This window comes from Tessaracoccus sp. O5.2, assembly GCF_964266725.1.
In the GTDB taxonomy this organism is placed as follows: domain Bacteria; phylum Actinomycetota; class Actinomycetes; order Propionibacteriales; family Propionibacteriaceae; genus Arachnia; species Arachnia lapidicapta.
The window spans coordinates 72,822-86,514 of record NZ_CAXWGV010000003.1; the positions used below are offsets into that span (position 1 = coordinate 72,822).

Below are 13,693 nucleotides of genomic sequence, written 5' to 3' on the forward strand. Positions count from 1 at the left end.
GGCGTCAGCGAGGGCCCTCACCGCACGGTCGGGGCCCTCGTCAGTGTCGCCGGTGGTGACGGCCGATCGGGACCACCAGCGGGGTACCCGAGACCGGGTCCGGGATCACTCGGCTCGGGACGCCGAAGACGTCGTAGACCATCGCCTCCGTCACCACGTCCGACGGCGCCCCCGCGGCGACGATCGCGCCGTCGCGCATCGCGATCAGCCGGTCGCTGTAGCGGGCCGCGAGGTTGAGGTCGTGCAGCACCATCACCACCGTCGTGCCGCGCTGGCGGTTGAGGTCGACGACGAGGTCCAGCACCTCGACTGCCCGGGCGATGTCGAGGAACGAGATGGGCTCGTCGAGCAGCAGGGTCGCGGCGCGCTGCGCCAGCACCGTCGCGATCCACACCCGCTGCCGCTGACCCCCGGACAGCTGATCGACGCGTCGTCCGGCCAGGTCAGCCGTGCGGGTCATCTCGAGGGCCTCATCGACGGCGTCCTGATCGGACCGCGACCACCCGCCGAGCATCGCCCGGTGCGGGTGCCGTCCGAGGCCCACCAGCTCCGCGACCGTCATCGCCTCCGGCGTGATCGGCGACTGCGGCAGCAGCCCCAGCCGGCGCGCCAGCTCGCGGGCCGAGAGCGTGGCCACGTCGTCGCCGTCGAGCAGGATCTGCCCCGTCGACGGCGCCAGGAGCCGGCTGAAGCCGCGCAGCAGCGTGGACTTGCCGCAGCCGTTGGGCCCGACGATGCTGGTGATCCGCCCGGCGGGCACCTCCACGTCCAGGTCCCGGGCGACGATCCGGTCGCCGTAGCCCAGCGTCACGGAGCGCGCGATCAGCTCACCCATGGATGTCCTCCTCCGAGGTCGAACGCAGCAGCAGCGCCACCAGCATGGGCGCGCCGAGGAGGCCGGTGATGATCCCCACCGGCAGGGGTCCCCAGGGCCAGCGGGCGTCGCCCAGCAGGTCCGCCCCGAGCACGACGGCGGCGCCGACGAGCGCTGCCAGCGGCAGCGACGACCGGCCGGAGTTGAGCCGGCGCGCGATCGGCCCGGCCAGCAGGCCGACGAAGGCGATGGGCCCGGCCACCGAGGTGGCGGAGGCGGTGAGTAGCACCACCACCAGCAGCACCGCGAGCCGCACGCGCGGCACCCGAATGCCCAACCCGCCGGCCAGATCGTCGCCCACCTCGATCAGCCTGAGCGGCCGGCCGAGGAGCAGGAGTAGCGGCAGCCCCACCGCGACCGCCACCCACAGCCGCGACACCCCGTCCCACGTCATGGCGTTCAGGCTCCCGCTCAGCCACCGCATGGCGTCGCGCGCCTGGTAGACGCTGCCGCGGATGAGCACCCAGTGGATGACGGCCTGCAGCGCGAACGCCAGGCCGAGCCCGATGAGGATGATCCGGTTCGACGCCGAGTGCGCGCCCCCGGAAAGCACGAAGATGCCGAGCGCCACCGCCAGGCCGCCCGCGAACGCGGCGGCCGTGACCTGCGCCCCGGTGAGCCCCGCCACCACGAGCCCGGTGACCGCGGCCGCGCTGGCACCAAGCGTCACACCCATCACGTCGGGGCTGGCCAGCGGGTTGCGCAGCATCGACTGGAACGCCGCCCCTGAGCCGCCGAGCGCGAGCCCGGCCGCCAGCGCGACCAGCGCCGTCGGCAGCTTGGTCTCCAGAAAGATGAAGCTGGCCGGCCCCAGATCGGCGCCGAGGAGGATCCGCACGGCGTCGGGGGCGGCGATCTGGTAATCGCCGAGCAGCGCGCGGGCCACGAACAGCGCGACGGTCGCCGCCGCGGCGGCGGCGAGGACGAGCCGACGACGGCGCGCCGTCGCGGCCCGGAGTGCGGCGGCGGTCATGCGTGCACCGACCTGCGTACCAGAGCCACCAGCACGGGCGCGCCGAGCAGGAGGACGACGAGGCCGGCGGAGATCTCCGCGGGCGGCATGACGACGCGCCCGATGATGTCGGCGGTCAGCAGCAGCACCGGGCCCAGCAGCACCGAGCCGGCGATGACGACGCGGTAGTCAGGGCCCATGAGCAGGCGGACGATATGCGGCACGACGAGGCCGACGAAACCGATGGGGCCGACGACGGCGACGGAGCCGGCCGCCAGCAGCACGGCGCCGGTGCCCAGCAGGGCCCTCGTCCGGCCGATCCTGGTGCCGAGCGCGGTGGCGAGGTCGTCGCCGACCGCCAGCGTGTTGAGCGTCGATCCGGCCCACACCGTCAGGACGGCACCGAGGACCAGGACGGGCAGGGACGGCAGCAGCAGCGGCAGCCCGCGGCCGCCGATGGACCCGACCTGCCAGAACCGCATCACCTCGAGCGCGGCCTGGTTGCGGATGGTGACGGCGGACACGGCGCTGAGGCAGGCGGCGGTGACGGCGGCACCGAGGAGCACCAGAAGCACGGGGTCCGGCCGGCCGCGGCTGAGGAGCGCGACGAATCCGGCGGCGGCGCCGGCGCCGAGCAGCGCGAGCGCCACGACGGTGCCCTGCGAGGCGCCGATCCCCGTGACGACGCCCACGGCGACGGCGAGCGCGGCCCCCGCATTGATCCCGAGCAGGCCCGGATCGGCGAGCGGGTTCCGGGTGACGCCCTGGAGGACCGCCCCGGACAGGGCGAGCGCCGCCCCGCAGACCACGCCCACGAGGGTGCGGTCCACGCGGGCGGCCAGGATGGTGGCGGTGGCGGGGTCGGCGCCGGTGAGGAACCCGACGACGTCACCGACGGGCACGCTCACAGCGCCGATCGCGAAGGACGCCAGGACGCCGGTCGCCAGGCCGCCGACGGCGATGGCGCCGCCGGCCGCCCGGGGGACGGTCACTGGACCTTCGCCGCGGCCTCCGCGAGCAGCGGCACGAACTTCTCGACCGCGATCGGGATGCTCAGCGGGGTCGGGCTGGACAGCGGGAGCGCCAGCGTGGGGTCGTCGGCTGCGACGAACGCCCCGCTCTTCAGGGCCGGCAGGTCCTGGATGAGGGGCGCGGCCTGGATGTCGGCGAGCTTCACCGAGTCGTCGGTGTAGAAGACGATGACGTCGGCGTCGAACTCGGCGGCCCGCTCGGCCGACACGTCGACGGAGAACTGGCCGGGGGCGCCGCCGCTCAGCTCCGTGACGATGGCCGGGGTCTCGAAGCCGACGGCGTCGAGGAATCGCGGCCGGGCGTCCGTCGCGGTGTACACCCCGAACTTGGAGTAGTCCGCGGCGGCGAACCACAGCCAGGCCGCGCTCGTGCCGGCGATCTCCGGGTACTCGGCTCCGGCCTGCTGCAGCAGGGCGGTGGTCTCGGCCTCGACCTCAGCGGCCAGCTCGCTGCGGCCCACCGCCCGGCCGACGAGTTCGAGCGAGTCCTGCCAGGACGTCGACCACGGCGCCTCCGGGTACGCGACGACCGGTGCCACGCGGCTGAGCGTGTCGTACTCCTCCTGCGTCAGGCCGGAGTTGGTGGCGAGGATGAGGTCTGGCTCGAGCGCCACGATCTCCTCGATGGGCGCGCCCGCGGAGTCGTCGTAGCGGGTGGGCTGCTCGCCGCCCAGCTCGGCGACGGCGGCGTCGAACCAGTCCGTGGACCCCTGGGCGTTGCCGCCCCACGTGATCTCCACGGCGCCGACGGGCACCACGCCCAGCGAGACGAGGGTCTCGTGGTCGGTCCAGCCGACGGTGGCGATGCGGGTGGGCTCGGCCTCGATGACCGCCTCGCCCAGGGCGTGGGTGACGGTGACCGGGAAGGCGTCAGTCGCCGGCGCTGAGGACGCGGCCGGCGCGGTCGAGGAGGCGGCGTCGGGGGTCGGCGTCGCGGGGCCGGTGCTGCAGGCCGTCAGGGCGAGCGCGGCGAGCGCCGCCCCCGCCACGCGGAGGGAGAGGGACATATCGGTTTCCTTCGGGGTGATCGTGCCGGTCAGACGCGCGCCTGGCCGAGCTTCCAATAGCCGGAGAACAGCACCTGCCGCCGCGCGACGCCGCGCCCGCTGACGAGCAGCCGGCGGCACGAGGCGGCGAGGTCGCTCTCTCCGCAGAGGTAGAAGTAGTCGAACGCTGTGGCGTCGGCGTCGGCGAGGGCCGCGCGGGCGACCTCACCCGGGATCCGGTCGTGGCGGGTCAGCACGGTGAGGCCGGGATGCCACGGCAGCGGCGTGAGGTGGGCCAGGTCCGGTGTCTCGACGATGATGCGGCAGTCGGGTCCGAGGTCGTGCCGCTCCATGATGGCCGCGAGCCCGGGGGCCGCGGTCTCGTCGACGACGAAGCAGATCCGGTCGGAGTCGCCGGGCAGGAACAGTGCGCCGCACTGGCGGACGCCGACCCGGTCTCCCGGGCGGACGGTCAACGCCCAGGCCGACCCAGGGCCAGAGGTGCCGTGGGTGACGATGTCGACGTCGATGGTGCCCGCGACGTCGTCGTGTCGACGCACTGTGTACCACCGCAGGGCCGGCCGGGCGTGCTCGGGCAGCTCGGCGACGGCGGCCCGGATGTCGACCCGATCTGGATCGGGGAGGACGAGCCTCTGCCCGGTGGGCGGCATCAGCAATCCGAGGAACTCGTCGGCGCCGGACGTCCGTAGTCGGACGAACTCCGCGGCCCCGAGGGTGACCCGGCGCACCGCGGCGGCGGGGGCGGCGACCGCCAGGACCTCGGCCTCGACGAGGAGCTGTCCGCTCGGCTCAGGGGTCGCGGCCATGGCGCTGCCGGCGCGGCGCCGTGCCGTTCGGGATCGGGGCTGCTCGGCCTGCGTCGCGATGCTCACGCGGTAAGGTTAGCCTAACCTGTGCTTTTGGCAAACGGTGTCTTGCGAAATAAGGCAGGATCCTCGGAACCCGGGGCGGCCTAGACTGACGGCATGCCCGACGACCTGGTCCCGCGGCCTCGGATGCGAGCCGGCGATGCCGACCGCGACGATACCTTGCGTGTGCTGCAGCAGGCGCACGCGGCCGGCCGGCTCAGCGTCGAGGAGCTGGGCTCCCGGCAGGACGCTGTGCTCGCCGCGCAGTACGTCGACGACCTGCTTCCGGTGGTCGCGGACCTGCCGGAGGGAGCGCTCCTGCAGGCCGGGCCGGCCGTCGCGATGCCATCGCCAGCGACGACCGACGTCGGCATGTCAGTCACCTTCATGACCGGCCGCGACGTCGACCTGGCGCCGGGCACGAGCCTCTACCGCAACTTCGCGTGTTGGGGCGGCGACGACATCATCCTCGACCGGGCGCTCGGCCCAGGCGTGCTGCTCACGCTCGAACTGTCCGCCGTGATGGCCGGACACGACATCTACGTACCCGAGGGCGTGCGGGTCATCGACGAGTCGTTCGCCATCATGGCGGGCAACGACATCGACCAAGACGCGCGCGGCGACGGCTCCAACGGCACGCTGATCCTCAAGGGATTTCTCTTCTGGGCCGGCCACGACGTCAAGCTGTCGCGGCGGGAGCGGGGCTGACTGCTCAGCGCGACGGCGGCAGCGCGAGGCGGCGGGCGGGCCGGAACCGCCCGGCGTGCACGGCGCCCGACGACTCCGCCGTGAACACGCGCGCCGCGCGGTCCGACGACTGCAGCCGGCGCACCAGGTCGGCCAGGCGATCGAGCTGTTCGCGCACGCCGTCGAGTTCGGCCTCCAGCGCCAGGATGCGCCGGATCCCTTCGAGGTTGATGCCCTCGTTCTGGCTCAGGTGCTGGACGTGGCGGAGCTTGGCGATGTCGCGCAGCGAGTATCGCCGGCCTCGGCCGCGCGTGCGCTGCGGGACGACGAGGCCGAGCCTGTCGTATCCCCGCAGCGTCTGGGCGTGCATGTCCGCCAGCGACGCCGCCACCGAGACGGTGAAGACCGGCGCATCGATGTCGAACCGCTGGGGAAAGCTGTCCATGGTCAGCTCCCGAACAGTGCGTCGCGCGGGTTGGCCTGGTGCGCCTTCTCGGCGTACTCCTGCAGCGCGCGCTTGGCGTCGTCGGTCAGCCCGTCGGGCACCTGGACGTTGAGCGTCACCAGCAGGTCGCCCAGCGAGCCGTCCGGTTTGCGGGCGCCCTTGCCGCGGACCCGCATGGTGCGCCCGTTCGGCGTGCCCGGGGGGACGCGGAGCTTGACGTTGGGCCCGGCGAGGGTCGGGATGGTGATCTCCGCGCCCAGCGTCGCCTCCGTGAACGTGACCGGCACCTCCAGCGTGAGGTTGTGGCCCGTGCGCCCGAACAGCCGGTGGGGCGTCACCGCGACCGTCACGTACAGATCGCCCGGCGCACCGCCGTTCTCGCCGGCCGCGCCCTTGCCCTTGAGCCGGATGCGCTGCCCGTCCGAGACGCCGGCGGGGATGCGGACCTGCATGGTCTTGGCGGACCGGCCGCGGCCGGAACCGGCGCAGTCGGGGCAGGGGGTGTCGACGATCAGGCCGCGGCCCAGGCACTCCGTGCAGGGTTCGCTCATGTGGAAGACGCCGCCGGCCTGCGTGGATTGCATGCCGGAGCCCTCACACTTCGGGCAGACGCGCGGCAGCGTGCCGGCCTTGGCGCCGGTCCCCCGGCACGACGGGCACGGCTGGTCGCTGATGGTGCGCATGGTGACGGTGGCGCCCTCGACGGCCTGCTCGAAGCTGATGGTCACGTCGCCTTCGATGTCGGCGCCGCGGCGGGGGCCGCGCTTCGTGGTGCGCCGCGTGCCCCCCGTCGCGCCGAACAGACCGCCGAACAGGTCGCCGAAGCCCGCCGTCGACGCGGTGCCCCCGCCGGCGTTGCGGAAGAGGTCCTCGAACCCCGCCGGTCCGCCGCCCGGGCCGGGCTTGGAGAACTTGAAGCCGCCGCCGAACAGGCTGCGGGCCTCGTCGTACTCCTTGCGCTTCTCGGCGTCGCTGAGGATCGCGTTGGCCTCGGACGCCTCCTTGAACCGGGCGAGGGCGGCCTGGTCGTCGGGGTTCTGATCCGGGTGGTTGTCCCGGGCGATCCTCCGGAACGCCTTCTTGATGTCGTCGGCCGACGCGGTCTTGGAGACGCCGAGGACCTTGTAGTAGTCCTTCTCGAGCCAGTCCTTCGTGCTCATCTACTCGATCATCTCCTTTCGGCGTGGGTCGATCAGGGGTGGGCGACGGCGACCCGCGCCGGGCGGATCACGCGGCCGTGCAGCGAATAGCCCTGCTGCATGACCTGGGAGACGGTGACGACCTCGACGGGCTGGTCGAGCGGCGCGGACATCAGCGCCTCGTGGCGGGTGGGGTCGAACTCCTCCCCCACGTCACCGAACGCGACCAGGCCATGCTTGGCCGCCACCTTCTGCAGCTCGTCGGCGATCATCTTGAAACCGCCCTCGAGGGTCTCGTGCTGCTTGGCCAGCTCGATGTGGTCGAGCACGGGCATGAGATCCCCGACGACGACCTCGATACCGGCCTGGCGCGCCAGGTCCCGGTCCCGGTCGACGCGCTTCTTGTAGTTGACGTACTCGGCGTGGACCCGCTGGAGGTCGAGCGTCCGCTCGGCCACGAGGGACTCCAGCTCGGCGAGGCGCGCGTCACGCGGGTCCTGGTGGACGCCCCCCTCGTGCTCGTCGACGAGGGCTTCGGCTTCCTCGGCCCGCGCGTCGGCTGCTTCCATGTCCTGAACGGCCTCGGGCGAGGGTGCCGAGTCGGCACCCCCACCCTGAGCCTCGCCGTTCGGACCGAACTGCGAATCGGTCACTTGTCGTCCTTCTCCTCGTCGACGATCTCGGCCTCAACCACGTCGCCGTCGCCCTGCTGGCCCGACTCCGTGCCCGCGTCGGAGGTCTCCGACTCCTGGGCCTTCGCCTGGGCAGCAGCGTAGATGGCCTGGCCCATGGAGGCGGCCTTCGTGTTGAGGTCGTCGATCGCGGCCTTGACCGCGTCGTTGTCCTCGCCCTTCAGGGCCTCCTTGAGCGCGTCGGTGGCCTCGACGACGGGCGCCTTGACGTCCTCGCCGATGGTGTCGGCGTGCTCGGCCAGCAGCTTCTCGGTGCGGAACACCAGGGCGTCACCCTCGTTGCGCATCTCGACGGCCTCGCGGCGCTTGCGGTCCTCCTCGGCGTGCGACTCGGCGTCGCGCACCATGCGGTCGATGTCTTCCTTGGACAGCGCCGAGCCGCCGGTGACAGTCATCGACTGCTCCTTGCCGGTGGCGAGGTCCTTGGCGGACACGTGGACGATACCGTTGGCGTCGATGTCGAACGTGACCTCGATCTGGGGCACCGAGCGGGGGGCCGGCAGGATGCCGGTCAGCTCGAAGTTGCCCAGCGACTTGTTGTCGCGGGCGAACTCGCGCTCGCCCTGGTAGACCTGGATCATCACGGCAGGCTGGTTGTCCTCAGCGGTCGTGAAGACCTCCGAGCGCTTGATCGGGATCGTGGTGTTGCGCTCGATGATCTTGGTCATGACGCCGCCCTTGGTCTCGATGCCGAGGCTCAGCGGGGTGACGTCGAGCAGCAGCACGTCCTTCACCTCGCCCTTCAGGACGCCGGCCTGCAGCGACGCGCCGAGCGCGACGACCTCATCCGGGTTGACGCCCTTGTTGGGCTCCTTGCCGCCGGTCAGCTCCTTGACCAGGTCGACGACGGCCGGCATGCGGGTCGAGCCGCCGACCAGCAGGACGGTGTCGATCTTGTCGATCGACGTCTTGGCGTCGTTGATGACCGCGTTGAACGGCGCACGGCACCGGTCGAGCAGGTGCTGCGTCATCCGCTGGAACTCCGAGCGGGTGAGCTTCTCGTCGAGGTGCAACGGGCCCTCGGAAGACGCGGTGATGTAGGGCAGGTTGATCGAGGTCTCCGAGGCGGAGCTCAGTTCGATCTTCGCGCGCTCCGCGGCTTCCTGCAGGCGCTGGCGGGCCATCTTGTCCTTCGACAGGTCGACGCCGTTCTTGTTCTTGAACTGCGTGACGAGCCAGTCGACCACGACCGAGTCCCAGTCGTCGCCACCGAGGCGGTTGTCGCCCTTGGTGGCCTTGACCTCGAACACGCCGCCGTCGATCTCGAGCAGCGAGACGTCGAACGTGCCGCCACCGAGGTCGAACACGAGCACGGTGTGCTCCTGGTCGCCCTTGTCGAGGCCGTAGGCCAGCGCCGCGGCGGTGGGCTCGTTGATGATGCGGTCCACGACCAGGCCCGCGATCTCGCCGGCCTCCTTGGTGGCCTGACGCTCGGCGTCGGAGAAGTACGCCGGGACGGTGATGACCGCGTTGGTGACGGACTCACCGAGGTACGCCTCGGCGTCGCGCTTCAGCTTCTGCAGCACGAAGGCGCTGATCTGCTGGGGGCGGTAGTCCTTGCCGTCGATGGTGGTCTTCCAGTCCGTGCCCATGTGGCGCTTGACGGAGCGGATGGTTCGGTCGACGTTGGTGACCGCCTGACGCTTGGCGACCTCACCGACGAGGACCTCGCCGGAGTTCGAGAACGCGACGACCGACGGGGTCGTGCGCGAGCCTTCTGCGTTGGGGATAACGGTGGGCTCGCCGCCCTCGAGGACGGCGACGACAGAGTTGGTGGTGCCGAGGTCGATGCCTACTGCACGAGCCATGGGTTCCTCCTGTGTAGGTGGGTTCAAGTCTTCAAGTTCGATGGTTCTTGAGCCGAGCTGACTCAAGTTAACCACAAGCCGGCGTCCCGCTCAAGCCGGGTTGAGTCGACCCGGCTCAACCTTTGTGCGCCCACTCAGCTCGCCCGGGGCGACTCCCTCAGGGTCGCCGGCCAAGGCTCCAGGGAGGCCGTCCCGGCTAGGCTGACGGGCATGGAACCCCTCCTCGCCCTCATCGCGAACGCCAAGGACGGCACCATCACGACGCTGCGCGTCGCCGACGGGAGCCTCGCCGCTGTCGCCACCACCGCCGTCGCCCCCGGGCTCCCCCTGGCGGTCGACCGCGACCGCCGGTTGGTGTTCGCCGGCACGAGCGACCCGACGGGGGTCAGCGTCCTGCGGCTGGCCGACGACGGCTCGTTGGAGCCCATCGCGTCGTACCCCGCGCATGGGGCCCCGGTGTACCTCACGCTGTCGAGCGACGGCGGGCTGCTGTTCAGCGCGTCCTATCACGACCACGTCGGAGAGGTGTGGCAGGTCTCGGCGGAGGGCGCGCTCACTCCCGTCGGGGAGCCCATCCGCCGGCAGAACATGCACAGCGTCATCCTCAGCCCCGACGACCGCTTCGCCTACTTCGTCTCCCTGCGCGAGGACCTGGTGGCGCAGTTCGCCGTCGGTCCCGACGGCGCGCTCACGCCGCTCGACCCGCCCACCGCCCCGGCGCCGGAGGGATCGGGCCCGCGGCATCTCATCCTCGACGCCGCCGCCACCTCGCTGTACGTGAACACGGAGTACTCCGGCGAGGCCCTGCGCTACCGGCGGGATCCCGAGACGGGGACGCTGGACGTGGCCGAGCGGGTCACCAACATCCCGATCGACCGAGGGCTGTCGCACAGCCGCTTCGGCGCCGACCCCCGCGCCGAGGACCTGATCTGGGGCTCAGACCTGCGCCTCAGCACCGACGGCCGGCGTCTCTACAGCGCCGAGCGCACGCGCGGCACGATCACCGCCGTGGAGGTCGGCGCCGACGGCGCCCTGGGCCGGGCCACGGCGCACTCAGACGTGGTCGCGCAACCGCGACACTTCGTCGTCCTTCCCGACGACACCCTGCTGGTGGCGTCGGAGATCGATCGGGTCGTTGCCCTGTACCGGCCGGATGCCGACGGGGCGCTGACGGAAATCGCGCGGCACGCCGTCGGCCTCGGGGCCAACTGGATCGAGATCCTCTGACGGTCAGAGGGTCGCGAGGTCGACGTTGCCGATGCCGGGGTTGTGGCGGCGGATGTCGAGCTTGCGCTCCAGATCCTCGATGATCGCGACCGAGAAGTTCTCCTCGTACAGCGACTGACAGCTGCCCAGCCCACCGGGGCTGAACACGTTGACCTCCATGAGCTTGTCGCCCACGATGTCGAGCCCGACGAGGAACATGCCGTCGGCGACGAGCTTGGGCCGCACGACGTCGACCATGGCCAGCATCTCGTCGGTCACCTTGACCGCGAATGCCTCACCGCCCGCGGACATGTTGGACCGGATGTCCGACCCGCTCGATTTGCGCCGGAAGGCCGCGTACTTGCCGTTGACGACGAGCGGCTTGCCGTTCATGACGAACATCCGCACGTCGCCGTTCTTCGCCTCCTCCAGATACTCCTGCGTCACGACGTAGCCGTCACGCGCGATGGCCTCGATGATCTGGTTGAGGTTCGGCGACTCGTCGGTGTTGACGAGGAAGACCCCGCTGCCCCCTGAGCCCTGCAGCGGCTTGAGGACAGCCCGCCCCCCGAGGTCGCTGACGAAGGAGGCGATCTGCTCGCGGTCGCGCGAGATGAGGGTGCGGGGTCGCACCACCTCGGGGAAGTGCTGGAAGTACGCCTTGGACAGCGCGTTGGCCAGGCTGCCCGGGTCGTTGACCACCAGGACGCCGGTCGAGGCGATGAGCTGTCCGAACGCGACGCCGGCGTTGTTCGCCCACGCCGCCTCGTGCGCGTCGTCGGCGGGGTCGCTGCGCAGCATCACGACGTCCATCTCCGACAGCGTGACCCGCTCCTCCACCTCAGGCTTCTGCACGTCGTCGAGATAGCGCTCGAGCGACCGGTAGTTTTTGCCCGTCACTCCCCGTGCCCGGGCGCTGAGCGAACCGTCCGGCTCGTAGGCGAAGTTGCCCATGCCGATGAGCCACGCCTCGTGGCCCATGGTCGTGGCCTGCATGGCGAGCCGGGTCGTGGTGTACGTGGCCTTCTCGGTGAGGACGTCGTTGACGACGAATCCGATTCTCATGCTGCAGCACCTTTCTGGATGAGTGCGGTGGGGTCGGTGGTCCGGGCCGCGACGTCGAGCCGCTCCCGACCGGTCGGGTCGTCGAACCAGCGCGGGATGAGCACAGGGGGGTGCAGGACCCCGCGGGCCTCGAGGTCGTCGGCCAGCGGGAGGTCGACGAGGGAGAACTTCCCGAGGAACAGCGCATCGAGTGTCCCGCCGCGGCGCAGGTGCGCCAGGAGGTCGAGCAGGCCGCGGAGATAGATCGCATCCTTGGTCAGGCCACCGGAGCGGAAAACGCGCATGACGGTCGTGTAGGCGCCGCCCGGGTGGAAGCCCTCGTCGACGAGGGCGGACCAGCACTCGCGGAACCCGGCCCCACCGAGCATGCGGTGCACGCTGACGACCCGGCCGGCCAGCTGCCGCAGCCGGGTCGCGGTCAGCTCCCCGCTGGCGATCTCGGCCAGGACGGCGAGCCCCTCCTGCGTCTCGTCGTAGCCCGCCAGCCCCGTGCCGAGCACCTGGAGGGGCTGGTGCGAGCCGTTGACCTGGGTGACCAGGTGGGTCCCCACCTCGTGCTGGATCAGGGCCGTGGCACGGTCGCAGGCCACCGACGCCTCCGGTCCGATGAGCAGCAGGTTGCCGGAGACCATGACCCCGGTGGAGTCCGGCCGGATCTCGGCGTGGATGTCGACGTCGGGCTCGAGCGAGCGGTAGTAGTCGATCTCCTCGCGAGCCAGGTCGAGGAACTCCTCGGCTGTCAGCCGGTCCCCGCCCCAGGACTGCGGCTCGACCCGGGCCAGGATGGCGTCGGCCGCGGTGAGGAGGTCGGGGTGCACGCCTCCGTAGAGCTCCACGCTGAGCGTTCGGAAGTCGGCGGAGTCCCGCGCACGGAGCATGGCCAGCTGCAGCCCGAGCTCGCGCTTCTTGCCCTCAAGCAGGGACGCGACGGTGCCGTCCCGCACCGCACCGACGTCGATGCGCTCGAGCACCGTTTGGAGCACCTCCGGATCGGTTTCGAGTTCGCGGTAGGTGAAGGTGGGCTCGTCGACGTCGCCGGCCAGGAAGGCGTCCTTGACGTCGTCGGCGTCGACCGGCGTCACGTCGAGGACGAACCGGAAGCTCTGCCCGAGCTGGGACAGCTGATGATCGATGGCGCGGTCGATGACCGCCACTGGGTTGTCAGTCACGGGGCAGCGCCTCCAGGACCGGGTCCATCGTGGCGGCGAGCGCCCGCGACAGGAAGGTGATGCGGTCGTCGTCGGGGACGCCCGTCCACTCGTCCATGAAGGTCTTCTTGAACTCGATCGCGAGCACGCAGCCGACGCCTGCGTAGCGGTCGTGGACCCACCAGGCAAGGTTCTGTCCCTTGAACTTCACGTTCTCGCGGATGTCGAAGCCCTGGCCGAGCATCGAGCCGCGGAAGGCGTCGACCACCCCCTGGAAGCGGTCGAGATCCACCGAGCCGGTACCCAGGTTGATCTCCGGGTTCTCGACCCACGGCTCGGCGTCGGCCTCCTCACCGTGGCGGCGGTGGTTGTAGGAGTGCACGTCGTAGAGGACGAACGGGCCACGGGCCGCCACGGCGTCGAGGCGCTCCCCCAGCGCCGCGAAGAAGCCGTCGTAGACCTCGAGTGAGCGAGCGACGACGTCGTCCGGGAGCGGATCGACCGACCACATGTGCAGGCCCCACGCGTCCTCGGGCCGGCGGTACACCGCCTTCTCCCGGACGCGGTTCAGATCGGTCTCGAAGCGCGAGCGGTGCACCCGCACCCTGGCGGGCGCCAGCGCCGCGATGCGGTCGGTGTAGGGGTCCTCCTCGCGGAACCGGTCGTCCTCGGGCAGCACCATCAGGTCTGCGACCTCCGGCCGCAGATCATGCCCCCCGTGGATGGACGTGGCGACGAGTTGCCCGGACCAGTCCCCGACGAAGTCGAATGGTTCCATGCCCCCATCCTTA

Annotated in this window: 14 protein-coding genes; 2 read left to right on the top strand and 12 right to left on the bottom strand. The window is 71.3% G+C overall.

Annotated elements, in window-relative coordinates; genetic code table 11:
- Positions 1–40 precede the first annotated feature (40 nt).
- From ACFQPD_RS02255 to ACFQPD_RS02275, 5 genes are read right to left on the bottom strand one after another with little or no spacing between them, the layout of a single operon-like run.
- The gene (locus ACFQPD_RS02255) at positions 41–835 is read right to left on the bottom strand and encodes an ABC transporter ATP-binding protein (protein WP_385898021.1); all 795 of its coding nucleotides are present in this window, start codon (positions 833–835) and stop codon (positions 41–43) included.
- A complete protein-coding gene (locus tag ACFQPD_RS02260) occupies positions 828–1,847 on the bottom strand; it encodes a FecCD family ABC transporter permease (protein WP_385898023.1) in 1,020 nt (339 codons plus the stop codon). The genes ACFQPD_RS02255 and ACFQPD_RS02260 overlap by 8 nt, the downstream gene beginning before the upstream one ends.
- Positions 1,844–2,818, bottom strand: a complete 975-nt coding sequence (locus ACFQPD_RS02265; protein WP_385898026.1) for a FecCD family ABC transporter permease — start codon at positions 2,816–2,818, stop codon at positions 1,844–1,846. Before ACFQPD_RS02265 ends, ACFQPD_RS02260 begins: the two co-directional genes overlap by 4 nt.
- Positions 2,815–3,864 (bottom strand): iron-siderophore ABC transporter substrate-binding protein, encoded by a 1,050-nt coding sequence (locus tag ACFQPD_RS02270; protein ID WP_068751664.1) that lies wholly within the window; start codon positions 3,862–3,864, stop codon positions 2,815–2,817. The genes ACFQPD_RS02265 and ACFQPD_RS02270 overlap by 4 nt, the downstream gene beginning before the upstream one ends.
- A 29-nt stretch (positions 3,865–3,893) precedes the next feature.
- Positions 3,894–4,736: a siderophore-interacting protein gene (locus tag ACFQPD_RS02275; RefSeq protein WP_385898028.1), complete on the bottom strand. Its 843-nt coding sequence runs from the start codon at positions 4,734–4,736 to the stop codon at positions 3,894–3,896.
- 93 nt (positions 4,737–4,829) lie between these two features.
- Here ACFQPD_RS02275 and ACFQPD_RS02280 point away from each other — a divergent pair, with 93 nt between their 5' ends.
- On the top strand, positions 4,830–5,420 hold the full coding sequence (locus tag ACFQPD_RS02280) for a DUF1707 domain-containing protein (RefSeq protein WP_385898031.1): 591 nt from the start codon (positions 4,830–4,832) through the stop codon (positions 5,418–5,420).
- 4 nt (positions 5,421–5,424) lie between these two features.
- Here the strand turns inward: ACFQPD_RS02280 and ACFQPD_RS02285 are convergent, their stop codons facing one another.
- The 4 genes from ACFQPD_RS02285 to dnaK are packed head-to-tail and all read right to left on the bottom strand — an operon-like array spanning position 5,425 to position 9,483.
- Positions 5,425–5,844 (bottom strand): heat shock protein transcriptional repressor HspR, encoded by a 420-nt coding sequence (locus ACFQPD_RS02285; protein ID WP_385898034.1) that lies wholly within the window; start codon positions 5,842–5,844, stop codon positions 5,425–5,427.
- A gap of 2 nt (positions 5,845–5,846) precedes the next feature.
- Entirely contained in the window at positions 5,847–7,004 is a 1,158-nt protein-coding gene (gene dnaJ, locus ACFQPD_RS02290) for a molecular chaperone DnaJ (protein WP_385898037.1), read from the bottom strand.
- A gap of 32 nt (positions 7,005–7,036) precedes the next feature.
- Positions 7,037–7,636: a nucleotide exchange factor GrpE gene (locus ACFQPD_RS02295; protein WP_228383449.1), complete on the bottom strand. Its 600-nt coding sequence runs from the start codon at positions 7,634–7,636 to the stop codon at positions 7,037–7,039.
- Positions 7,633–9,483: a molecular chaperone DnaK gene (gene dnaK, locus ACFQPD_RS02300; protein WP_385898040.1), complete on the bottom strand. Its 1,851-nt coding sequence runs from the start codon at positions 9,481–9,483 to the stop codon at positions 7,633–7,635. The genes ACFQPD_RS02295 and dnaK overlap by 4 nt, the downstream gene beginning before the upstream one ends.
- Positions 9,484–9,693: 210 nt before the next feature.
- Here dnaK and ACFQPD_RS02305 point away from each other — a divergent pair, with 210 nt between their 5' ends.
- The gene (locus tag ACFQPD_RS02305) at positions 9,694–10,710 is read left to right on the top strand and encodes a beta-propeller fold lactonase family protein (RefSeq protein WP_068751669.1); all 1,017 of its coding nucleotides are present in this window, start codon (positions 9,694–9,696) and stop codon (positions 10,708–10,710) included.
- Positions 10,711–10,713: 3 nt separating this feature from the next.
- On the opposite strand, the gene ACFQPD_RS02310 is transcribed toward ACFQPD_RS02305, so the two are convergent.
- From ACFQPD_RS02310 to ACFQPD_RS02320, 3 genes are read right to left on the bottom strand one after another with little or no spacing between them, the layout of a single operon-like run.
- Positions 10,714–11,754, bottom strand: a complete 1,041-nt coding sequence (locus ACFQPD_RS02310; protein ID WP_068751670.1) for a glutathione synthetase — start codon at positions 11,752–11,754, stop codon at positions 10,714–10,716.
- Positions 11,751–12,923, bottom strand: a complete 1,173-nt coding sequence (locus ACFQPD_RS02315) for a flavohemoglobin expression-modulating QEGLA motif protein (protein ID WP_068751671.1) — start codon at positions 12,921–12,923, stop codon at positions 11,751–11,753. The genes ACFQPD_RS02310 and ACFQPD_RS02315 overlap by 4 nt, the downstream gene beginning before the upstream one ends.
- On the bottom strand, positions 12,916–13,680 hold the full coding sequence (locus ACFQPD_RS02320) for an N-formylglutamate amidohydrolase (protein ID WP_385898043.1): 765 nt from the start codon (positions 13,678–13,680) through the stop codon (positions 12,916–12,918). The genes ACFQPD_RS02315 and ACFQPD_RS02320 overlap by 8 nt, the downstream gene beginning before the upstream one ends.
- Positions 13,681–13,693 lie beyond the last annotated feature (13 nt).